Source organism: Candidatus Purcelliella pentastirinorum (assembly GCF_028748785.1).
GTDB lineage: Bacteria > Pseudomonadota > Gammaproteobacteria > Enterobacterales > Enterobacteriaceae > Purcelliella > Purcelliella pentastirinorum_A.
The window spans coordinates 376705-399896 of sequence record NZ_CP110496.1 but is presented as its reverse complement, the minus strand read 5'-3'; the positions used below and the strand labels follow the sequence as shown (position 1 = coordinate 399896).

Annotated in this window: 16 protein-coding genes, 1 tRNA gene and 2 rRNA genes; 13 read left to right on the top strand and 6 right to left on the bottom strand. The window is 27.3% G+C overall.

Annotation, left to right across the window (positions count from 1 at the left end; genetic code table 11):
• The first annotated feature begins 742 nt into the window (after nucleotides 1-742).
• From hisS to guaA, 6 genes are all read left to right on the top strand, one after another.
• Nucleotides 743-2029: a histidine--tRNA ligase gene (gene hisS / locus ONB71_RS02005; protein WP_274360482.1), complete on the top strand. Its 1287-nt coding sequence runs from the start codon at nucleotides 743-745 to the stop codon at nucleotides 2027-2029.
• 143 nt (nucleotides 2030-2172) lie between these two features.
• Complete coding sequence (locus tag ONB71_RS02000; protein ID WP_274360481.1) at nucleotides 2173-2631, top strand: YfgM family protein; 459 nt, start codon at nucleotides 2173-2175, stop codon at nucleotides 2629-2631.
• Between the two features lie 17 nt (nucleotides 2632-2648).
• Nucleotides 2649-3779, top strand: a complete 1131-nt coding sequence (locus tag ONB71_RS01995) for an outer membrane protein assembly factor BamB family protein (RefSeq protein WP_274360480.1) — start codon at nucleotides 2649-2651, stop codon at nucleotides 3777-3779.
• Between the two features lie 25 nt (nucleotides 3780-3804).
• On the top strand, nucleotides 3805-5199 hold the full coding sequence (gene der, locus ONB71_RS01990; RefSeq protein ID WP_274360479.1) for a ribosome biogenesis GTPase Der: 1395 nt from the start codon (nucleotides 3805-3807) through the stop codon (nucleotides 5197-5199).
• 84 nt (nucleotides 5200-5283) lie between these two features.
• Complete coding sequence (gene guaB, locus ONB71_RS01985; protein WP_274360478.1) at nucleotides 5284-6753, top strand: IMP dehydrogenase; 1470 nt, start codon at nucleotides 5284-5286, stop codon at nucleotides 6751-6753.
• Between the two features lie 31 nt (nucleotides 6754-6784).
• Nucleotides 6785-8368 carry a glutamine-hydrolyzing GMP synthase gene (guaA, locus tag ONB71_RS01980; protein WP_274360477.1) on the top strand — a complete coding sequence of 528 codons (1584 nt, stop codon included), beginning with the start codon at nucleotides 6785-6787 and terminating at the stop codon, nucleotides 8366-8368.
• Nucleotides 8369-8373: 5 nt separating this feature from the next.
• Here guaA and glpK read toward each other — a convergent pair whose 3' ends face one another.
• The 4 genes from glpK to hslV form a co-directional block, all read right to left on the bottom strand.
• The gene (gene glpK, locus ONB71_RS01975) at nucleotides 8374-9873 is read right to left on the bottom strand and encodes a glycerol kinase GlpK (protein ID WP_274360476.1); all 1500 of its coding nucleotides are present in this window, start codon (nucleotides 9871-9873) and stop codon (nucleotides 8374-8376) included.
• A gap of 61 nt (nucleotides 9874-9934) precedes the next feature.
• A complete protein-coding gene (locus ONB71_RS01970) occupies nucleotides 9935-10717 on the bottom strand; it encodes an MIP/aquaporin family protein (protein ID WP_274360475.1) in 783 nt (260 codons plus the stop codon).
• Nucleotides 10718-10900: 183 nt separating this feature from the next.
• Nucleotides 10901-12235 carry an HslU--HslV peptidase ATPase subunit gene (hslU, locus tag ONB71_RS01965; RefSeq protein ID WP_274360474.1) on the bottom strand — a complete coding sequence of 445 codons (1335 nt, stop codon included), beginning with the start codon at nucleotides 12233-12235 and terminating at the stop codon, nucleotides 10901-10903.
• A 33-nt stretch (nucleotides 12236-12268) separates the two neighbouring features.
• The gene (gene hslV, locus ONB71_RS01960; RefSeq protein ID WP_274360473.1) at nucleotides 12269-12793 is read right to left on the bottom strand and encodes an ATP-dependent protease subunit HslV; all 525 of its coding nucleotides are present in this window, start codon (nucleotides 12791-12793) and stop codon (nucleotides 12269-12271) included.
• A gap of 284 nt (nucleotides 12794-13077) precedes the next feature.
• Here hslV and rpmE point away from each other — a divergent pair, with 284 nt between their 5' ends.
• Nucleotides 13078-13287, top strand: a complete 210-nt coding sequence (rpmE, locus tag ONB71_RS01955; RefSeq protein ID WP_274360472.1) for a 50S ribosomal protein L31 — start codon at nucleotides 13078-13080, stop codon at nucleotides 13285-13287.
• 8 nt (nucleotides 13288-13295) lie between these two features.
• Here the strand turns inward: rpmE and bamD are convergent, their stop codons facing one another.
• Nucleotides 13296-14045 (bottom strand): outer membrane protein assembly factor BamD, encoded by a 750-nt coding sequence (gene bamD, locus ONB71_RS01950; RefSeq protein WP_274360471.1) that lies wholly within the window; start codon nucleotides 14043-14045, stop codon nucleotides 13296-13298.
• A gap of 25 nt (nucleotides 14046-14070) precedes the next feature.
• Between bamD and rluD the strand changes: the two genes are divergently transcribed.
• Nucleotides 14071-15033 carry a 23S rRNA pseudouridine(1911/1915/1917) synthase RluD gene (gene rluD / locus ONB71_RS01945; protein WP_274360470.1) on the top strand — a complete coding sequence of 321 codons (963 nt, stop codon included), beginning with the start codon at nucleotides 14071-14073 and terminating at the stop codon, nucleotides 15031-15033.
• 25 nt (nucleotides 15034-15058) lie between these two features.
• On the opposite strand, the gene ONB71_RS01940 is transcribed toward rluD, so the two are convergent.
• Entirely contained in the window at nucleotides 15059-16267 is a 1209-nt protein-coding gene (locus ONB71_RS01940) for a cupin domain-containing protein (protein WP_274360469.1), read from the bottom strand.
• Between the two features lie 157 nt (nucleotides 16268-16424).
• On the opposite strand from ONB71_RS01940, the gene murI reads away from it, so the two are divergent.
• The 5 genes from murI to murB all read left to right on the top strand — a co-directional run bounded on the left by murI (nucleotide 16425) and on the right by murB (nucleotide 23186).
• Complete coding sequence (gene murI, locus ONB71_RS01935; protein WP_274360468.1) at nucleotides 16425-17228, top strand: glutamate racemase; 804 nt, start codon at nucleotides 16425-16427, stop codon at nucleotides 17226-17228.
• Nucleotides 17229-17429: 201 nt separating this feature from the next.
• Nucleotides 17430-18990, top strand: a 16S ribosomal RNA gene (locus ONB71_RS01930).
• 78 nt (nucleotides 18991-19068) lie between these two features.
• A tRNA-Glu gene (locus tag ONB71_RS01925) sits at nucleotides 19069-19141 on the top strand.
• 65 nt (nucleotides 19142-19206) lie between these two features.
• Nucleotides 19207-22121, top strand: a 23S ribosomal RNA gene (locus ONB71_RS01920).
• Together the 16S and 23S rRNA genes with 1 tRNA gene alongside form the textbook arrangement of a ribosomal RNA operon.
• Before the next feature lie 51 nt (nucleotides 22122-22172).
• Nucleotides 22173-23186 carry a UDP-N-acetylmuramate dehydrogenase gene (murB, locus tag ONB71_RS01915; RefSeq protein ID WP_274360467.1) on the top strand — a complete coding sequence of 338 codons (1014 nt, stop codon included), beginning with the start codon at nucleotides 22173-22175 and terminating at the stop codon, nucleotides 23184-23186.
• The last annotated feature ends 6 nt before the right edge of the window (nucleotides 23187-23192 follow it).

Sequence of the window (23192 nt, the reverse complement as noted above, 5' to 3'; positions counted from 1 at the left end):
AAATTATTATATTTATTTAAATAATATATATTTATATAAAATTATTTTTTTTTAAGTATTAAGTTTATAATTTATGTCTATATATTTTATTTATAATTTAATTTTGATAAATTAAATTATTTATAGATTAGATATATAATATAATGTTTTTATTTGATATTTATATTTTATTAAAAATTAAAAATTTATTTAAATTTATATTAAAATATTGTTTTTTATTTTATGTGTATTATAATTATTAAATGTTTTTAAATAATAAAATATAATTTTAATTATTTTTTAATGATTAAATATTATCATATATTAATAGTTTTATTTTATTTTTTGATTAAGATTTATTACTTTATGTTTAATTTGATAATTAAAATATTATTTAAGATATTTTTAAATTAATTAATTATGTTTAGTTTAGATTGTTTTGCAAAGATAATTTTATAGTTAATATTAAATTTTGTTAAATCATTTTGATTAATACATATTTTATTGTATTTAAATAAATTAATTTGTTTTGATATATTATAGTTATACATATTTGAATTTTATGTTTAATGTTATTTTATTTTTAATTTTTTATGTATTATTTTATAAAATTGATTTTTATTTTAATAAAAAGATTAATGTTTTGTTTTAATTTATTAAATTATATTTTGTTTGAATAATACTATAATATCAAAGTTAAAATGATATTATTTATACTAAATGTTGAATTTGTTTTATTATTATTTATTAAGAGAATCTAATTTTGTCTAGAGGTATTCGATCAATTCGTGGAATGAATGATTATTTTTTTGTTGATACATTGTATCTACAAAAAATCGAATGTGTTTTAAAGGAAATATTATGTTTATATAATTTTAGTGAAATTAAATTACCCTTAATTGAATATTATGATTTATTTAAATGTGCTATTGGTTCTATTACAGATATTATAGAAAAAGAAATATATATATTTAGTGATCGTAGTAATAATAATATAGCATTACGTCCTGAAGGTACAGTAGGTTGTGTAAGAGCTATTATTGAAAATGGTTTATTTCATAGTTTACCCTGTCGTTTTTGGTATAGTGGTCCTATGTTCAGATATGAACGCCCTCAAAAGGGTCGTTATCGTCAGTTTTATCAATTTGGTATGGAAATAGTAGGTATTTCCGGTCCAGAAGCTGAAGTTGAATTGATTTTAATTTGTAATAGGTTATGGGAAAAATTAGGTATAAATGATAAATTATTTTTAGAAATCAATACTATTGGTTCTTTAATATCTAGAAAAATCTATTTTGATGTTTTAAAAAAATTTTTATTAAACAAAAAATCTTTTTTTGATAATATTTTATGGAAAAAAATTATTAGAAATCCTTTAATTTTGTTTGATAGTAAAGATCCAAGTATTTTTGAATTAATAAAAGATGCTCCAATTTTGAATGATTATATTGATGATGTTTCTATATTACATTTTAAAGAATTATGTTTAATACTAGATTCTTTTTGTATTAAATATACTATAAATCATAAATTAGTACGTGGGTTGGATTATTATAATAATACGGTTTTTGAATGGTTTACTAATGATTTAGGTGCGCAAAATACTGTTTGTGCTGGAGGTCGCTATGATAGTTTATTTAAAAAATTAAGTAAATATGATTTTCCTGGAATAGGATGTGCTATTGGTTTGGATCGTTTATTATTATTATTCAAAAGTATGGATATTATTTTTAATAAATTTGAATTTAAATTAATTCGTATAATTGGCGTAAATGATACTCGTGTATTTTGTATACATTTAGCGGAAAAATTACGTGATTTGTTTTTTAATTTAAAGTTGTCAATTAATATAAATAATAAAATAATAAAAATTAATAAATATTATACTCATGCTAAGAAAAATAATATTGATATTATTTTATTCATTGATAAAAATTATTTAGAAAAAAATACATTTTTTATGTATGATTTAAAGTTTAACATAAAGAAAATGTTATCGTGTGATGGTTTTATACAATATTTAAAAGATGTATTTAAATATTATCAATAAATAAAAAACAATTTAATTATGTTGTGTAAATATAAATGTTTAGTTTCATATCATTTTATAAAAAAATAAGTTTATATATTTTTATTTTTTTTATTTTTTTTTCTTCTATTTTATTTTTTTTTCATAAAAAAAATAAAATTATTATGTTAAATAAAAATTGTAATTATATATTTGATTATGTAAATAAAGATAATATAATCAATGTTTTTGATTATATAAGAAATAATCATAATATTTATGGTTTTATAAATATATTAAAATTATCTAAGTACTATGTTGATATTTATGAATTAAAAAATGCTGAATTTTGGTTAAAATATGGTATTAAATATATAAAAGATGATAATTTAAAAGCAATTTTTTCTATTAGATTAGTACGTATTTTATATCAAGAAAATAAATTTATTGAATCTTTATCTATTATTAAATGTTTTGTTAATATGGACAGTTGGAAATATGTTTTTTTAAATATTAAAGGCGATATATTATTAAGTATAGGAGATAGAAAAAATGCTAAAAAAATTTGGTTATATATTTTAAATAATGATAATAATATTTTTTTAAAATATTTAGTTAAATTAAAAATTAATAGTATTTATTGATGGGTTATTAGTATTTTATGAATTTTTTTCGTTTATATTTTTTAATATTGTTAATATTTTTTTTAGGTTGTACGGATAATAGTTATATTCGTTTTATTAATAAATCTTGTTTAAAAAAAACATGGCAAATTAATGTTGGTAAATATAGTAATGAATATTGTAATTATTCATTTTCTTTCAATAAAGATACTGTATTTATTTATGATTATTCTGGAATTATTAAAGCAATATCATTAAAGGATGGCAAACAAAAGTGGTTTTTAAATTTATTTGATAAGTATAAAAAGTTCAGAAATGACGGAATTTTTTTATTAGGAAATATTTGTTTAGATATAAAAAATATATATTTTGGGACTGAAAATGCTAAATTATATTCTATTAATTTTAGTAACGGAATTATTAATTGGTGTGTTGATGCTGCAGGAGAAATTTTATCTAAGCCATTTTTATTTGATGATTTGATTTTAGTACGTACTGTTAATGGAATATTACAAGCTTTTAGTAAATATAGTGGTGAAATTAAATGGAGTGTTTTTTTAGGATATTCAGATTTTGGTTTAAGAGGTGAATCAGAACTTGTAATGTTTAATAATTTAATTGTTATTGGTAGTGATGATGGTTTTATTAATGTAATTTCTCCTTATGATGGTAAATTAATATGGAAAAAATTTATTTCTTACCCGTATAAAGATGATTTTAGTGATTTTGTTGATGTAGATTATACACCTGTTATTTATCATGGTGTAATATATGCTATATCTTCTAATGGTTGTTTTATAGCTATTGATTTTATTTCTGGAGATATATTGTATAAGTATAATGATAAATTTATTAAAAATATTTTTATTTACAATAATTGTATTTATTTATTAGACAATATGAATTGTTTAATATCTTTAAATATAAACAGTTATTATATTAAAAGTAGACGAATATTGCCGTTTAAATATGAGTCAATTTCTCCTATTTTGTATAAAAATTATATTGTAATAGGTGATAATTTGGGTTATTTATATTTAATTGATATTAATAATTTTTCTGTTTGTTTAAGAAATAAAATTAGTAATTTTGGTTTAAATATTATTTTTTATAAGAATAACAAGTTATTCATTTTAGATAATAATGGTTATTTATTTTTTTATAGTTAATTAAAATAATGTATAATTAATATTTATGATTCCAATTATATCTTTAATAGGTAGAACTAATGTAGGTAAATCTACATTATTTAATATATTAACTGGTACTAAATCCGCTATAGTTAATAGTTTAGATAATTTTACTCGTGATTGTAAATATGGGTATATAAAGCGATTTGATAAAATTTTTATTATAGTAGACACCCCGGCCATTCGTTCTGTATTGGATAAAAATGATTATTGTATTTTGGAACAATCTATTTCAGCAATTAATAAATCTAATATTATTTTTTTTATTTTGAGCGCAATTGATGGAATTATGTTTGATGATTATTTTATATCAAATATACTAAGAACTAAAAATAAATTTGTTATATTGATAATTAATAAAGTAAATGATAATAATTCTACTTTTCAATTTTATTCTTTAGGGTTTAAAAATATTTATTTTATTAATTTTTTTAGTAAGAGTAATATTCTTTCTTTATTTTATAAAGAAATATATCCTTTTATATTTAATTATATTAGTAAGAGTTTTCATTCTGAAAAAAAAAAAATTGATAAATTAATTGTTGATTCAAATTATTCATTTTATTTAAATAAACCTTTAAATAAAATGCAAAATAATATTAAATTAGCTTGTATTGGTCAACCGAATGTAGGTAAATCTACATTAATTAATAATATTTTATGTGAGAAGAGACTGACAGTTAATAATTTGCCAGGAACAACACGTGATAGTATATATGTATATATAAAAAGGGGTTTATATAATTATGTTTTAATTGATACTGCTGGTTTAAAAAGAATAAAAATAGGTAGTAAATATAATAATTCAGATAAATATTCTATATGTCAATCTATTAAATCAATAGATTATGCTGATATTATATTATTAATCATAGATGTTAATTTGGGATTTTTAGATCAAGATTTGTACCTATTAAATTTAATTTTATCAAGGGGTAAATCTTTTATAATTATAGTTAATAAATGTGAAAATATTTCTTTATCATTGAAGAAAAGTATTAAATTGAAGATTTTAAATCGTATTAGTTTTATTAATAATTTTGAAATACATTTTATTTCAGCTTTATATGGTTATGGTATAAATAATATATTTAATTCTGCTGAATATATTTTTAGTTTATTTAAAAATAGATTTAGTTCCAAATATTTAACTGATGTTCTTTTAAAAGCTATTAATAGACATTGTTTACCTGTTATTAATGGTCGTAGTACAAAATTAAAATATGCTCATTTTGGAGGATATAGTCCTTTTATAATTATTATTCATGGAAAGAGAATTAAAAATTTGTCTCGTTCTTATAAGCGTTATTTAATAAATTATTTTAGTAGATCATTAAAGTTAGTTGGTATATCTCTTATTATTAAATTTAAAGATTCTAATAATCCATATATTAGTTAGTTTGTTTTAAAAAAGGTTAGAAAGATTTTTTCTAATATGTATAATGTATTAATTAGTTTTTTTTATTGAGGGTTATTATTATTAATGGTTAAAATTATTAATGAAGCTTTTACTTTTGATGATGTACTTATAGTACCTGCATTTTCTGAAATTTTACCGGTTGATGTAAATATTAGTACTAGATTAACTAATAATATAAATTTAAATATACCTATAACCTCCGCGGCAATGGATACTGTTACGGAATCAAGATTAGCTATTGCTTTAGCTAAAGAAGGAGGTATTGGGTTTATTCATAAAAATATGTCTATTAGAAATCAAATTAATGAGGTTAATAAGGTAAAGAGGTATGAAAGTGGTATTATAGTTGATCCCAAAGTTGTTTATCCAGATACTACTCTAAAAGAAATTAATAATTTAACTAGAATTAATGGTTTTGCAGGTTACCCGGTTGTTAGATACGGTACTAATGAATTGGTTGGTATTGTTACTGGTAGAGATGTAAGATTTATAAAAGATTCAAATAGTATTGTTTCTTCTTTTATGACTTCAAAAGATAATTTAATTACGATTAATAAATATGATACTCATAATACAGTTTTAAAGTTAATGCATAAATATCGCATAGAAAAAATATTAATAGTTGATAAAAATTTTTGTCTTACAGGTATGATAACTGTAAAAGATTTTATGAAATCTAAAAAGAAACCTTATTCTTGTAAAGATAATAAAGGAAGATTAAGAGTCGGTGCTGCAGTTGGTATAGACAAAGATAGTGATGAACGTGTTTACTCATTAGTTAAAGCTGGAATTGATGTTTTATTAATTGATTCTTCACATGCTCATTCTAAAAGAGTATTAGATTTTATTAGTAAAATTCGTCGTGAATATATTGATATAGATATTATTGCTGGTAATGTTGTAACTTCTGATGGAGCTTTATCTTTACTAAAATTAGGTGTTAATGCAATAAAGGTTGGTTTAGGCCCAGGATCTATTTGTACTACTCGTATAGTTACTGGTGTAGGTATACCACAGATTACTGCTATTTTAAATGTAGTTAAAGTACTTAAAGATGTAGATATACCATTAATTTCTGATGGAGGAATTCGTTTTTCGGGTGATATTGCTAAGGCTATTGTTGCTGGGGCATCTTGTGTGATGATTGGTTCTTTATTTGCAGGATCTGAAGAATCTCCAGGAGAAATAGAATTCTATGAAGGTAGAGCTTTTAAAGTATATCGTGGTATGGGTTCTCTTGGAGCAATGTCTAAGGGTTATTCTAATCGTTATTTTCAGAATTATAAATCTATTAGTAAATTAGTTCCTGAGGGTATAGAAGGAAGAGTAGCTTATAAAGGAACTTTAAAGGAAATTTTGTATCAGCAGATTGGAGGATTGAAATCATGTATGGGGTTGACAGGTTGTTCTAATATTTTTGAGTTACAATCTAAGGCTAAATTTGTTCGTATTACTAATGCTGGTATGACTGAAAGTCATGTTCATGGTGTTGATATTACTAAGGAATCTCCTAATTATCGTATAAATTATTAATTTTTTTATTTTATGTCAAAAGTTATAAATTATGTCTTATGAAAATATTTATAAAAATTATATAATGGTTATTGATTTTGGATCACAATATTCTCAATTAGTTGTTAGAAGAGTTAGAGAAATTGGTGTTTATTGTGAATTATTTTCTAATAAATATGCCAAAAAATTAATTGGTAGATTTAAACCATCTGGTATCATATTATCAGGTGGCCCTGATAGTGTAACTAGTTTTGATAGTGTTAAAGTTCCTGATTTTGTGTTTTCAATTAATGTTCCTATATTAGGGATTTGTTATGGTATGCAGGCAATTGTTGTACAATTAGGAGGAACTGTAAATAAATCTATTAGAAGAGAATTTGGTCGTACAAAATTAAAAATATTATCAAGGAGTAAGTTAATTAATGGTTTTAGTAATGATTCATTATTATATACTAATTTTAATTTAGTAAATGTTTGGATGAGTCATACTGATCAGGTATCTAGTATTCCTTATGGTTTTAAAAAAATAGCTAGTACAAAAAGTTGTCCATATGCTGTTATAGAGGATATTGATAGAAAAATTTATGGATTGCAATTTCATCCAGAGGTTACTCATACTATAAATGGTAAAATTATATTTAAAAATTTTGTTATTAATATTTGCAAATGTAAATTGTTATGGTCTCCTTTTAAAATTATTAATAAGATTGTATCCGATATTCGTTATACTGTTGGTAGTAATAAGGTCATTTTGGGTTTATCGGGAGGGATAGATTCTTTAGTTACAGCTATTTTATTACAGAGAGCATTGGGTAATAAGTTAATTTGTATATTTGTAGACTGTGGGGTATTGTGTATTAGAGATGTTTTTAGAATAATTACTAAATTAAAGGAAAAATATAAGTTAAATATAATAAAGATTAATGCAGAAAAAAAATTTTTTAGGCATTTATCAGGTGTAATAGATCCAGAATTAAAACGTAAAATTATAGGTCATGTTTTTGCTAAAATTTTTAATAATGAATTAAAAAAGGATAAAAATATAAAATGGTTAGCTCAGGGTACTATTTATTCAGATGTAATTGAATCAACCCCTATGCTTAATAATAATAATTATTTTATTAAATCTCATCATAATGTAGGTGGATTACCAAAAAATATGTTTTTTAATTTAATAGAACCGTTAAAATTATTTTTTAAGGACGAAGTACGTGAAATTGGTTTAAAACTTAAAATACCATATGATATGATTTATCGTCATCCTTTTCCAGGACCTGGTTTAGCTATTCGTATATTAGGAGAAGTAAAAAAATCTTATTGTTTGTTATTATCTCAGGCAAATGATATCTTCATTGAAGAATTGCATAGGCATGGTTTTTATAAAAAAGTTAGTCAAGCTTTTGTTGTATTTTTACCAATTCGTTCTGTAGGTGTAATGGGAGACAAACGTAAATATACATGGGTTGTTTCATTAAGAGCTGTTTTAACAAAAGATTTTATGACAGCTGAATATGTTAAATTACCATATTTTTTACTTGATTGTGTTTCTCATAGAATTATAAATGAGGTAGATGGAATATCTCGTGTTGTTTATGATATAACTAGTAAACCTCCTGCTACTATTGAATGGGAATAATATATTTATTTAGTCCATGCTCTAGAGTATGCTATTGCTTTTTTCCAATTTTTATACATATTTTTTCTTTTTTGTTCTTGCATTTTAGGATGAAATATATGTTCTATAATAACTTTAGATTTTAATTCTTCAAGATCATTCCAAAAACCCACAGCTAATCCTGCCAGCCAAGATGCACCAATGGATGTTACTTCAGTTGTTTTTAATCTTTCTACACAAGTTTCCAATATATCTGATTGAAATTGCATTAAAAAATTGTTATTTACTGCACCGCCATCTACACGTAAAGATTTTAGTTTTGTTTTTGCATCATTTTGCATTGCTACGAGCACATCACATGTTTGCCATGCTATTGATTCTAATGTTGCTCTGATTATGTGATTTGCATTTACCCCCCTTGTTAACCCAAATATTGCTCCTCTTGCATATGGGTCCCAGTATGGTGCTCCTAATCCAGTAAAAGCAGGAACTACGTATACTCCATTATTATCTTTTACTTTCATAGCAAAATATTCAGAATCAGATGAATCATGTATTAATTTTATTTCATCTCTTAACCATTGTATAGCAGCTCCTCCTATAAATACTGCTCCTTCTAATGCATAATTTACTTCCCCTCTAGGTCCACATGCAATAGTTGTTAATAAACCCTCATTTGATGTTACAGCTTCTTTTCCTGTATTCATTAACATAAAACATCCTGTTCCATATGTGTTTTTAGCCATTCCAGGATAAACACAAAGTTGTCCATATAGTGCCGCTTGTTGATCTCCAGCTATTCCTGCTATAGGTATTGAATTGTTATCACCATTTATATTTGTATATCCATATATTTCAGATGAAGATTTTAATTTTGGTAATATTTCTCTTGGTATACCTAAAATATCTAATATGTATTGATCCCATTCTAAAGTATGTATATTAAACATCATTGTACGTGATGCATTTGTATAGTCAGTTACGTGGATTTTACCATGTGTCATTTTCCAAATTAGCCATGAATCTACAGTGCCAAATAAAAGATCTCCATTTTTAGCTTTATTTTTTGCTTCTTTTACGTTATCCAAAATCCATTTTACTTTTGTAGCAGAAAAGTAAGGGTTTATTACTAAGCCATGTGTTTTTTGAATATATTTTTCTAATCCCTTTTCTTTTAGAATATTACAATAATTAGCTGTTCTTGGATCTTGCCATACAATTGCATTATATATAGGTTTACCGGTTTTTTTATCCCACATAATTGTGGTTTCTCTTTGATTACTTATACCTATAGCTGCTATTTCTTCTGGTTTTATATTGTTATGGTTAATAACTTCCATTAATGTGTTGTTTTGTGAATTCCATATATCCATAGGGTCATGTTCTACCCAGCCTGGTTTCGGGTATATTTGTTTTATTTCACGTTGAGAAACTGCAACAATATTAGCATTGTGATTGATAACTACTGATCTTGAACTAGTTGTCCCTTGATCTAATGCTATAATATATTTTTTATCTTTTTTCATTACAATTTATTCCTAGTAGGATAATTATTAGTTTTTTTATTTGTATAAAATTTTTTTATTTTTATTTATGTAAATGTGGTTTTATGTATTTTTTATAACTAAATACACCTATGTTTGCACCTAATAATGGTCCAAATATCGGTATTAAGAAATATGGTATTTTTCTTCCTCCTGTAAAAACAATATTACCCCATCCTATTAGCCATGTGAATAATTTTGGTGCAAAATCTCTTGCTGGATTAAGAGCAAAACTAGTTAGTGTACCCACTGAGCTTCCTATTACCCCTATTAATAGTCCAATAATTAATGGAGATAAATTTTCATTGTAATTATTGTCAGTTAATATCATTATTATAGTCATAAATATTGTAGTTATTATTGTTTCTATTACAAAGGCTTGATATATATTTATATATGAATTTGGATATGTGGAAAATATGCTTGCTAAATATATCCAATCCTTACTACCCTTTGCTAAGTGATGTTTAAGTTCGAAATCAATAAATAGATTATAGTATAAACAATAGATTAATGCAGTTGCAAAAAATGCTCCGCATATTTGAGATAATATATAAGGTATTACATCTCTTTTTTTAAAATATGAATGCATCCATAATGCCACAGTAACTGCAGGATTTAAATGAGATCCAGAAATAGTGTTACTTATATATATAGCCATTGTAACTCCCATTCCTGAAATTATGCTAATTTCCCATTGACCAAAATTTGCTCCAGTCAATTTTAATGCAGCACAAGATCCTGTAATAAAAAATATTATTAAGCCGGTTCCTAAAAATTCTGCTATACATCTTCCTTTTAAGTTGTAATCTATTTTTTTATTCATAAATATAATCCTTAAAAACATATCATAAATTATTGAAAAAATATTATTTATAGGTTATTTTTTTATGGGTATTTAAAACTTAGTATTATATTTCTTTATTTTTTTATATAAAATAGTTTATTTTAATTTTTTAAGTCAATTAAGATAAATATAAAATTTATATTTATATGTATTTAATTATTATTAAAGTATAAATCTACTTATATCTTCATTTAAAATCAACTTATCTAAATGTGAAGAAACATATTTAGCATTTATTATTATAGTTTCACCTTTATTATCGTTTGCGTTAAAAGAAATTTCTTCCATGAGTTTTTCTAATACAGTATGTAATCTACGTGCTCCGATATTTTCTGTTGATTCATTTACTTGCCATGCAGCTTCTGCAATTTTTTTAATACCATTTTTTGTGAATTTAACATTAACCTCTTCTGTTTTCATTAGTGCTATATATTGCATTGTAATAGATGCACTGGGTTCTGTTAAAATTCTTTGAAAGTCTTTTACTGTTAAAGCTTTTAATTCTACCCTTATAGGTAGTCTTCCCTGTAGTTCAGGAATTAGATCTGAAGGACTGACTGTTTGAAATGCTCCTGAAGTAATAAATAATATATGATCTGTTTTTATCATACCATGTTTAGTTGAAACTGTACATCCTTCTACTAATGGTAATAAATCCCTTTGTACTCCTTCTCTTGATACATCGGATGATGAATGTTCACTTCTTCTGCATATTTTATCTATTTCATCTATAAAAACAATGCCGTTTTGTTCTACAGAATCTACGGCTAATTTTTTTATTTCTTCAGGATTTATTAGTTTTGATGCTTCTTCTTCTATTAATAATTTCATTGCATCTTTAATTTTTAGTTTTCTTGTTTTTTTCTTTTGTCCACTAATATTTTGAAACATTGACTGTAATTGATTTGTCATTTCTTCCATTCCTGGAGGGGCCATTATTTCTATTCCCATTGTTGGTACTGTTAAATTTATTTCTATTTCTTTTTCATCTAACTTACCTTCTTTAAGTTTTTTATAATAATTTCTTCTTTCTTCCATATTTGATTTTTGTTTTATATTTTCTTGGTTCCAATTATTTTTATCTATTGGTGCTAGTACATCCAATATTCTATTTTCAGCAAATGTTTCTACTCTTGATTTATTTTTATCTATTGTTTGTATTCTTATCATTTTAGCTGCTGTATCTGTTAAATCTCTAATAATTGAATCAACCTCTTTACCTACATAACCAACTTCTGTGAATTTTGTTGCTTCTACTTTTATAAAGGGTGCATCTGCTAGTTTTGCTAATCTTCTTGCAATTTCAGTTTTTCCAACCCCTGTTGGACCTATCATTAATATATTTTTTGGTGTTACCTCTAGTCTAAGTTCTTCATTTAGTTGCATACGACGCCAACGATTACGTAGTGCTATTGCTACAGCTCTTTTCGCATTTTTTTGTCCTATTATAAATTGATCTAATTTATTAACTATTTTTTTTGGGGTCATTTTAGACATATAATGATCCTTTTTTGTTACTTAATTTTTATATTATAACATTTTAAAAGTAAATTTATTATTAGTATATATGCATATGTCTGCAGCTATGGATAAAGATTTTTCTACAATTTCATATGCTGTTAAAGAAGTATATTCCAATAGTACTTTTGCTGCAGCTTGTGCATATGGCCCGCCTGAACCTATTGTGATTAATTTATTTTTATTTTCTGGTTTAATTATATCACCGTGACCACTAACAATAAGTGAATTTTCTTTATCAGCTACAATTAATTGAGCATCTAATTTTCTTAATATTTTATCAGTTCTCCAATCTTTTGATAATTCTATTGCTGATTTTATTAATTTTCCCTGATATTTTTCTAATTTATGTTCGAATAATTCGAATAGTGTAAAGGCATCAGCTGTACTTCCAGCAAAACCCACTAAAATTTTATTATGATATATTGTTCTTACTTTGTTTACATTGTTTTTCATAATAATATTACCCGTAGTTGCTTGACCATCACCTCCAATTACTACTTGTCCCTGACGACTTACACTTACTATTGTTGTCAAAATGAAATCCTCGTTTTTTTTAATTTTAATGTTGATTTTATGGTCAAATATAAGATAGTTTTTTTTAAATTTCAAGCATTAATACTTAATAAGTTTGTTTTTATATAATAATATTAAATATTTTTCTTTTTTTTTATAATATTAATTTTTAATATTTATTCTATAATTTCATTATAGATTATATTTTTTTTATAAATTTTAATTTATTAATTTGCATAATTATTTTTTTTGTTTTAATAATAGTATATTAATTTTTTTTTATATTATAGAGTATAGGTTTATTTATGAATAAGAATATTCATCCTCCGTATAATAGTATACAAGCTACTTGTTCATGTGGTAATATTATTAATATAAAATCAACTATAAAAAAAGATATTTTTTTAGATGTTTGTTCTTCATGTCACCCTTTTTATACTGGACAACGTAAAATAATGGATACTAGAGGTAGAGTAGAAAAATTTAGTAAAAAGTTTAATAGAATTGGGTTTTAGTTTTTATTTTATTTATTTATGTCGATTATTTTTTTAATTAGATTTGTTTCTTTTAATAATTTTTTTTTTGTTAATGCATAATGTATTAATGTTAATGCATCTTTTGTGTATTTAGTATCAGGATAATTATAGATCATATGTTTTATTCTATTGATTACGATTGTCCATTTTTTTTTATTAAAATAAAATTTTGTAATTAATAGTTCATTTTTTGCTAATTGGTTTTTAATATAAATTAATCTTTTTTCTGAATCTTTTTTGTATATGCTATTTGGATATTTTTTTATAATATTTAAAAAGTTTTTTCTTGCAATTTTCATTAATGACATATCTTTTTCATTGATGTTTAATATAAAAGAATTATTAAATTTTTTATATGATATTTCCATATTTATTACCCCATTTATATAGATTAGATAATCTTTATTTTCATATTTTGGGTATAATTTCAAAAATTTTTTTATCATTGATTGTGCTTTTTTTAATTTTTTATTTTTATAATATGCATAAATTAAATTTATTTTAGTTTGTTCTGTATATATTTCTTTATAATATTCATGATCTAAATTTTTTAATTTATTTATAGCATTTTCATATTTTTTTTGTTTTAAGAGTTTTTGTGTTTTTATATATTCATTATAATAGTATATATCATTTTTTATTTCTTTTTTTTGTGTTATATGTGAATAGGCAATTGTTTTATTTTGTATTAGACTTATTAATAGTAAAAACATTATTTTTATATATTTTTTTTTCATTTTGAATTTTATTTTGAGTTTTTTTATGTTTTATATTAAGCTTAATGGAACAGTTTCAGAAAATCAATGTGGTAAAAGATTAGATTTAATTTTAGTTGATTTGTTTCCTAGTTATACACGTTCTTGTGTAAAGAAATGGATACTTAATAGGTGTGTTTTTGTTGATGATGTATTAATTAATCAACCTAAAATGATTATTAAAAAATGTGTAAAAATTTTAGTTAATTTTAAACATGCATCAAAAAGAATAGATTTACCTGAATATATTTTTTTAGATATTGTTTATGAAGATGATTTTATTATTGTTATAAATAAGCAATCTAATTTAATTGTTCATCCTAGTAATAATAGTAATGGTGGTACAATTTTAAATGGTTTATTGTATTATTTTCCAGATATTAATGTTGTTCCTCGTTGTGGTATAATTCACAGATTGGATAAAAATACAACAGGTTTAATGGTAGTGGCTAAAACATTGTATTCTTATTTAATGTTATCTAATGAATTGAAAAATCGTAAATTTATTAAAGAATATGAGGCTATTGTTTTTGGTAATTTGGTTAATGATGGAACAATTATTAGACCTATAAGACGTCATAAAATTAAAAGAGTTTGTATGATGGTTAGTGATGATGGTAAAGAAGCAATTACTCATTATAATATAATATCTAAATATATTTATTGTACCCATGTAAGAATTTTATTAGAAACTGGTCGTACTCATCAGATTCGTGTACATATGTCATATATTTCTCATCCATTGATAGGAGATACTTTATACGGAAAGAAAAAGTATTTATCTGGTAGAAAGCATATCATTATAAATAATGAACTACGTAGTTTTTCCAGACAAGCTTTGCATGCTACTAGGTTATTTTTTAAGCATCCTATTAGTAATATTTATATTAATTGTTTTTCTCCTTTGCCTTCTGATATGAATAGATTACTTTCCTTTTTATCTAATTATAAAATTATTAATGATTTTTAGTTTTTTTTGTTTTTTGTAAATAATTTTATATAATTGCTGTTTTTTCTTTATTTAAAGATTTTTTAAAATTTGAATTTAAATTTAAATGGTCTTGTATTAATTGTTCTGGTGTTAATGATAGCCATTGTTTTAAAGATATATCTGCATAATATGAACTTTTAAATATTTCTAAAAATTTTAATGTTTCATTACTTGTATTTTCTATATAATGTCCCATAGCAAATGGTACATATCCAACATCACCAGCTTGCATGTCAAATGTTCTAGCTGTATCAGAAGATGCAAAAACTCCCATTTTTGCTTTGCCTGTTATATAATATTGCCATTCATCATTATTTGGGTGCCAGTGTAATTCTCTTATTGCTCCTTTTTTTAATTCTACCAATGCAGCTGATATGTTTTTTGAAATTTTAAAATTAGATGTATCGGCTATTTTTATTTTTCCTTTTTTGAATTTTATTGCTTTTTTTGATGACATTTTGTAGCTAAATTTTTTTTTGGAAATATATTTTTTATTGATATTGTATTTAATTTTATTTTTTGTCCCTTGAAAAATATATTTTTCTTCTATTTTTGGCAAAATATTGAAATTTTCGCTGGGTATTTTGAAATTTTTAGATAATATATCTACTGGTGTGTGTTTAAACCAATCACTTAATAGAAATGTACTATCTTCATCGAAATTACCATTATCGAATGCTAGTATAAATTCACAACCATCTGGAATTAATCCCTGTATAGAATGAGGAATACCTGGTGGGAAATACCATAAATCACCTGTTTTTATATCATCCATAAAAAATTTTCCATTTGTATCCATTGCTGTTATTTGTGCATTTCCATATAACATATATGCCCATTCTGCTTCTTTATGCCAATGTAATTCTCTAATACCTCCTGCATTTAGGCGCATATTTACACCTGATATTGTTTTTGATACAGTTAGTTCTCTTTGTGTAATTTGTCTAGTCCATCCTCCACTTTCATTACGTATATGAGAATCGCTAAATGAAAATCTTAAATTTGGAAGAGTACCCTTATCTGTTAATGGTGGATTTATAATATCTGGGTTTTCTTTATCTTTTAATAAATTATGTGGTCCAGGATCACTTCCTCCTCTAGGTGTATTTAGATTAGATAGTAACGATTTAGCATTTATTTTATTTGTTACTGATATAGCTATGGCTCCGCTTGTAGCTAATTTCATAAAATTTCTTCTAGATATTAATTTCATAATTAATTTTATTTCCTTTGTTATTTAATTTTTAATGCTAAAATATTAATTAAATAGTAAGATTTAATTTTATATAATTAAATATTATTTTTTTTTTTAATATAATTATAAATTATATGTTTTTTTATTGATTTTGAGTTTGATTTAGTGAGATATTATGAATAATATACAATATATTTTAATTTTTGATTCTGGAGTTGGTGGTTTATATATTTATAAAAAAGTTAGTGAAAAATTACCTAATTATAATTATCTTTATTTTTTTGATAATGTTTTTTTTCCTTATAGCGAAAAATCAGAAGGGTTTATAGTTTTTAATACGTTAAGAATAATTAGATCTATTATGAAAAGTTATTTATTATCTTTAATTATTATAGCATGTAATACTGTTAGTACAATAATGTTATCATTATTACGTTTTTTAATAGATATTCCAATAGTTGGAGTTGTTCCTTCTGTTAAACTTGCTGTTTCACTTACTAGTAATGGTATAATAGGTTTAATTGCTACAAAAAATACTGTATCATGTTTATATATAAGAAAATTAGTCAAGAGATTTGCTAATCAATGTAAATTTTATTTATTAGGTTCTACTGAATTAGTACATATTGCTCAGAATAAAATGTATGGATTGGATATATCATTTGATAAAATTGTTTTTATTTTAAGATTTTTTACAGAAATGTTAAAATTACCTGATGTTATAGTATTAGGTTGTACTCATTATTCTTTTTTATTATCAGAATTTGGTGAAATATTTGGTTCTAAAATTAAATTGATAGATTCTAGTTTAGTTTTTGTGGATCATGTTTGTTCTATAATAAAAAATAATAGTTATTTTTGTTCATATTTATACCCGTTTAATAAAGTATTATGTTTAAAAATAGATAGTTCTTTATTAAATGTATTTACTTTATTAAAAAAATATGGGTTTCTAGAATTAGAACAATTGTATTTTTAAGATAAAGTTAAAAATTTTATAATTTTATTGACTTATTATTAAGTTAAAGTTATATTTTAACTTTCGTTTTTATTTATAGTTCTTTTAAAATTTTATTAATAATTGTGTGAGTATTTTTAAAAGCAAATTAAATGTTTAATATATATAATTTACTTTGAATTTTATTTAGGGTTAAAATTTAATTTTGTTTTTAGTCAGTACTAATTGAAGAGTTTGATCATAGCTCAGATTGAACGCTAGCGGCAAGCTTAACACATGCAAGTCGAGCGGCAACATAATTAAAGGAAACTTTAATTGATGGCGAGCGGCGGACGGGTGAGTAATATTTGGGGATCTACCTTAAGAAGGGGGATAACTATTGGAAACGATAGCTAATACCGCGTAATGTTTAACAACCAAAGTGGGGGATTTATATTAACATATAAACCTCATGTCTTTAGATGAACCCAAATGAGATTAGCTAGTAGGTAAGGTAATGGCTTACCTAGGCGACGATCTCTAGCTGGTCTGAGAGGATGTCCAGCCACACTGGAACTGAGAACGGTCCAGACTCTTACGGGAGGCAGCAGTGGGGAATATTGCACAATGGGCGAAAGCCTGATGCAGCTATGCCGCGTGTATGAAGAAGGCTTTTGGGTTGTAAAGTACTTTCAGTAGGGAAGAAGTCATATATACTAATAGTATTAATGATTGACGTTACTTACAGAAGAAGCACCGGCAAACTCCGTGCCAGCAGCCGCGGTAATACGGGGGGTGCTAGCGTTAATCGGAATTACTGGGCGTAAAGAGCACGTAGGTGGTTTATTAAGTCAGATGTGAAATCCCTAAGCTTAACTTAGGAAGTGCATTTGAAACTGATAATGCTAGAGTTTCAGAGAGGGAGGTAGAATTCCAAGTGTAGCGGTGAAATGCGTAGATATTTGGAGGAATACCAGTGGCGAAGGCGGCCTCCTGGTTGAAAACTGACACTGAGGTGCGAAAGCATGGGGAGCAAACAGGATTAGATACCCTGGTAGTCCATGCTGTAAACGATGTCGACTTAGAGGATGTAGTTTTTAGCTATGTTTTCTGTAGCAAACGCGTTAAGTTGACCGCCTGGGGACTACGGCCGCAAGGCTAAAACTCAAATGAATTGACGGGGGCCCGCACAAGCGGTGGAGCATGTGGTTTAATTCGATGCAACGCGAATAACCTTACCTGGTCTTGACATCCACAGAAGTTTTTAGAGATAGAAATGTGCCCTTGGGAACTGTGAGACAGGTGCTGCATGGCTGTCGTCAGCTCGTGTTGTGAAATGTTGGGTTAAGTCCCGCAACGAGCGTAACCCCTGTTCTCTGTTGCCAACAGTTTAGCTGGGAACTCAGAGAAGACTGCCGGTGAAAAACCGGAGGAAGGTGGGGATGACGTCAAGTCATCATGGCCCTTACGACCAGGGCTACACACGTGCTACAATGGCGTATACAAAGGGAAGCGAACTCGCGAGTGTAAGCAGAACCCATAAAGTGCGTCTCAGTTCGGACTAGAGTCTGCAACTCGACTCTATGAAGTCGGAATCGCTAGTAATCGTAGATCATCATGCTACGGTGAATACGTTCTCGGGCCTTGTACACACCGCCCGTCACACCATGGAAGTGCTCTGCAAAAGAAGTGAGTAGTTTAACTTATATCATATAAGAGGGCGCTTACCACTTTGTGGCTCATGACTGGGGTGAAGTCGTAACAAGGTAACCGTAGGGGAATCTGCGGTTGGATCACCTCCTTAAATATATTATATTTTATTACAATGTTTTTTTGTTTTTAATATACTTGCACAGTTTTTTTTAATTTGTTATTTTTATTAGTCCCTTTCGTCTAGAGGATTAGGACCTCGCTCTTTCACGGCGGTAACGGGGGTTCAAATCCCCCAGGGGACAAATAGTGTTCTTTTAAAATTTGATAATTCATTTATAAATTTGTTTTAAACATTTATGGGTTGCAAGGTTAAGTTAATTAAGCGTATACGGTGGATGCCTAGGCAATCAGAGGCGATGAAGGACGTGTTAATCTGCGATAAGCATCGGTGAGGTGATATGAACCGTTATAACCGGTGATTTCCGAATGGGGAAACCTGATATATGTAATTGTATATCACTTTAATGTAAATTATAAGTGTCAACTAAGAGAACTGAAACATCTAAGTATCTTAAGGAAAAGAAATCAATTGAGATTCCCTGAGTAGTGGCGAGCGAAAAGGGATTAGCTCTGAATTATAATTTAGTAGTATATATTAATAGAATAAATTGGAAAATTTAGCTATAAAGGGTGATAGCCCCGTATATGAAAATATTATTATTAAAGATTCTAAGAGTAGAACGAGACACGAGAAATCTTGTTTGAAGATAGGGGGACCATCCTCTAAGGCTAAATACTCCTGATTGACCGATAGTGAACTAGTACCGTGAGGGAAAGGTGAAAAGAACCCCGGTGAGGGGAGTGAAATAGAACCTGAAATCGTATACGTACAAGCAGTAGGAGCTTTGTATTTAAGAAGTGACTGCGTACCTTTTGTATAATGGGTCAGCGAGTTGTATTTTGTAGCAAGGTTAACAGTATATGGGAGCCGTAGGGAAACCGAGTCTTAATTGGGCGTTAAGTTTTAAAATACAGACCCGAAACCCGGTGATCTAGCTATGAGCAGGTTGAAGATTGGTTAATTCTAATTGGAGGACCGAACCGACTGATGTTGAAAAATCAGCGGATGACTTGTGGCTAGGGGTGAAAGGCCAATCAAACCGGGAGATAGCTGGTTCTCCTCGAAAGCTATTTAGGTAGCGCCTTATAAATTCATCTTTAGGGGTAGAGCACTGTTTCGGTCAGGGGATTTACCGATCTACTAACCCGTTGCAAACTTCGAATACTAAAGAATGTTATTATAGGAGACACACAGCGGGTGCTAAGATCCGTTGTGGAAAGGGAAACAGCCCAGATCGTCAGCTAAGGTCCTTAAGTTATAGTTGAGTGGAAAACGATGTAAGAAGTCTTAAACAACCAGGATGTTGGCTTAGAAGCAGCCATCATTTAAAGAAAGCGTAATAGCTCACTGGTCTAGTCATTTTGCGCGGAAGATTTAACGGGGCTAAATTATACACCGAAGCTGCGACAACAATATTTTTGTTTTATTGTTGGGTAGAGGAGCGTTCTGTAAGCTGATGAAGATATATTGAAAAATATGTTGGAGGTATCAGAAGTGCGAATGCTGACATGAGTAACGATAAAGCAGGTGTAAAACCTGCTCGCCGAAAAACTAAGGTTTCCTGTCCTACGTTAATCGTGGCAGGGTTAGTCGAAACCTAAGGCGAGGCCGAAAGGCGTAGTCGATGGACAACAGGTTAATATTCCTGTACTTGATTTTATTGATGATGGGGGGACGAAGAAGGTTATATCATCCAAATATTGGATTATTTGGTTTAAGCGTGTAGATGAAATTTATAGGAAAATCCGTAAATTTATAAACATTAAGGCGTTATGACGAAATTCGTTATTGAATTTAAGTGATAAATACCATGCTTCCTAGAAAAGCCTCTAATTTTTGTAGAAATAATATCAATTCGTACTACAAACCGACACAGGTAGTTAGGTAGAGAATACTAAGGCGCTTGAGAGAACCCAGGTGAAGGAACTAGGCAAAATAGTGCCGTAACTTTGGGAGAAGGCACGCTGATATTAGGTGAAAACATTTTACTTGTTTAGCTGAAATCAGTCGCAGAGAATAGCTGGCTGCAACTGTTTATTAAAAACATAGCACTGTGCGAACACGTAAGTGGAAGTATACGGTGTGACGCCTGCCCGGTGCCGGAAGGTTAATTGAAGGGGTTAAAGAGGAATCTTGAAGCTCTAGATTGAAGCCCCGGTAAACGGCGGCCGTAACTATAACGGTCCTAAGGTAGCGAAATTCCTTGTCGGGTAAGTTCCGACCTGCACGAATGGCGTAATGATGGCCAGACTGTCTCCACCTGGGACTCAGTGAAATTGAATTCGCTGTGAAGATGCAGCGTAACTACGGCAAGACGGAAAGACCCCGTGAACCTTTACTATAGCTTGACACTGGATTTGAAATATTAATGTGCAGGATAGGTGGGAGTTTATGAAGTATAGATGTAAGTTTATATGGAAACATCCTTGAGATACCACCCTTTAGTGGTTTAAATTCTAACCTAGTAGTATACAACTACAGGGACAGTGTCTGGTGGGTAGTTTGACTGGGGCGGTCTCCTCCTAAAGAGTAACGGAGGAGCACAAAGATCGGCTAATCACGGTCGGATATCGTGAGTTTAGTGTAAAGGCAAAAGCCGGTTTAACTGGGAGCGTGACGGCGCGACCAGATGCGAAAGCAGGTCTTAGTGATCCGGTGGTTCTGAATGGAAAGGCCATCGCTCAACGGATAAAAGGTACTCCGGGGATAACAGGCTAATACCGCCCAAGAGTTCATATCGACGGCGGTGTTTGGCACCTCGATGTCGGCTCATCACATCCTGGGGCTGAAGCAGGTCCCAAGGGTATGGCTGTTCGCCATTTAAAGTGGTACGCGAGCTGGGTTTAGAACGTCGTGAGACAGTTCGGTCCCTATCTGTCGTGGTCGATGGAAGATTGAGGAGATCTGCTTCTAGTACGAGAGGATCGAAGTGGACGCATCCCTGGTGTTCGGGTTGTTACGCCAGTAGCAATGCCCGGTAGCTATATGCGGAAAGGATAAGAGCTGAAAGCATCTAAGCACGAAACCTACTCCAAGATTAATCTTCCCAGAGATTAAATCTCCTAAAGGGATGTTGAAGATAACAACGTTGATAGGCTGAATGTGTAAGCATAGTAATATGTTTAGCTAATCAGTACTAATATCCCGTGAGTCTTAACCTTGCAACACCATAAATGTTTTTTATTTTTTAATATATTTTTATTTTTTATTTTATGATTTCTTTAAAAAATTTTCATACTTTTGGTATAGATTTATATTCTAAGGGTATTTTTTTCGCTAAAACTGTTGGTGTTATAAGCAAATATTGGCTTATTTGTCGTAAATTTAATATACCATTTATTTTATTAGGCTGTGGTAGTAATGTATTTTTTTTAAAAAATTATTTTGGATTAGTGATAGTAAATTTACTTAAGGGGATTTTAATTGAAGAAAAATTAAATGAATGGTTATTGCATGTAAAATCTGGTGAAATTTGGCATGATTTAGTTAAATACACTATGAGTATTGGTATTTTTGGATTAGAAAATTTGGCTTTTATTCCTGGTTCTGTAGGATCAGCTGCCGTTCAAAATATTGGTGCATATGGATTGGAATTTAAAGATATATGTGAATATGTAGAAATCACTGATTTAAATAATCTTAAAGTTTATAGGTTTAAAGTTAAAGATTGTTTATTTGGTTATCGTAGTAGTATTTTTATGTATGGTTTAAAAAAAAAATATATAGTAACTGGTGTTGGTATTAAGTTAAATAAAAAATGGTGTTCTATTACTAGTTATATTAATTTTAATATTAAGTCTTTTACTCCAATAAAAATATACAATATAATATATAATATACGTAAAAGTAAAATTCCAGATCCTAAATTAGTTGGTAATGTTGGTAGTTTTTTCAAGAATCCTATTATAGATTTAAAGTTATTTAAAAAAATATTATTTAAATATAAGAATGTACCTTATTATAAATTATTAGATGGAACTATAAAATTATCTGGTGGGTGGTTGATTGATCAATGTGGATTAAGAGGGTATTCTATAGGTGGAGCTTCTATTAATAAAAAACAATCATTGGTAATCTTGAATATTAATAATGCTACATCTTATGATATTATATGTTTAGCACGTAAGATTCGTATTGATGTAAGTAATAAATTCAATGTTTGCCTTATTCCAGAAGTAAGATTTATTGGTAAATATGGAGAAATTGATCCGTTGAGTGTTATTTAATGAATA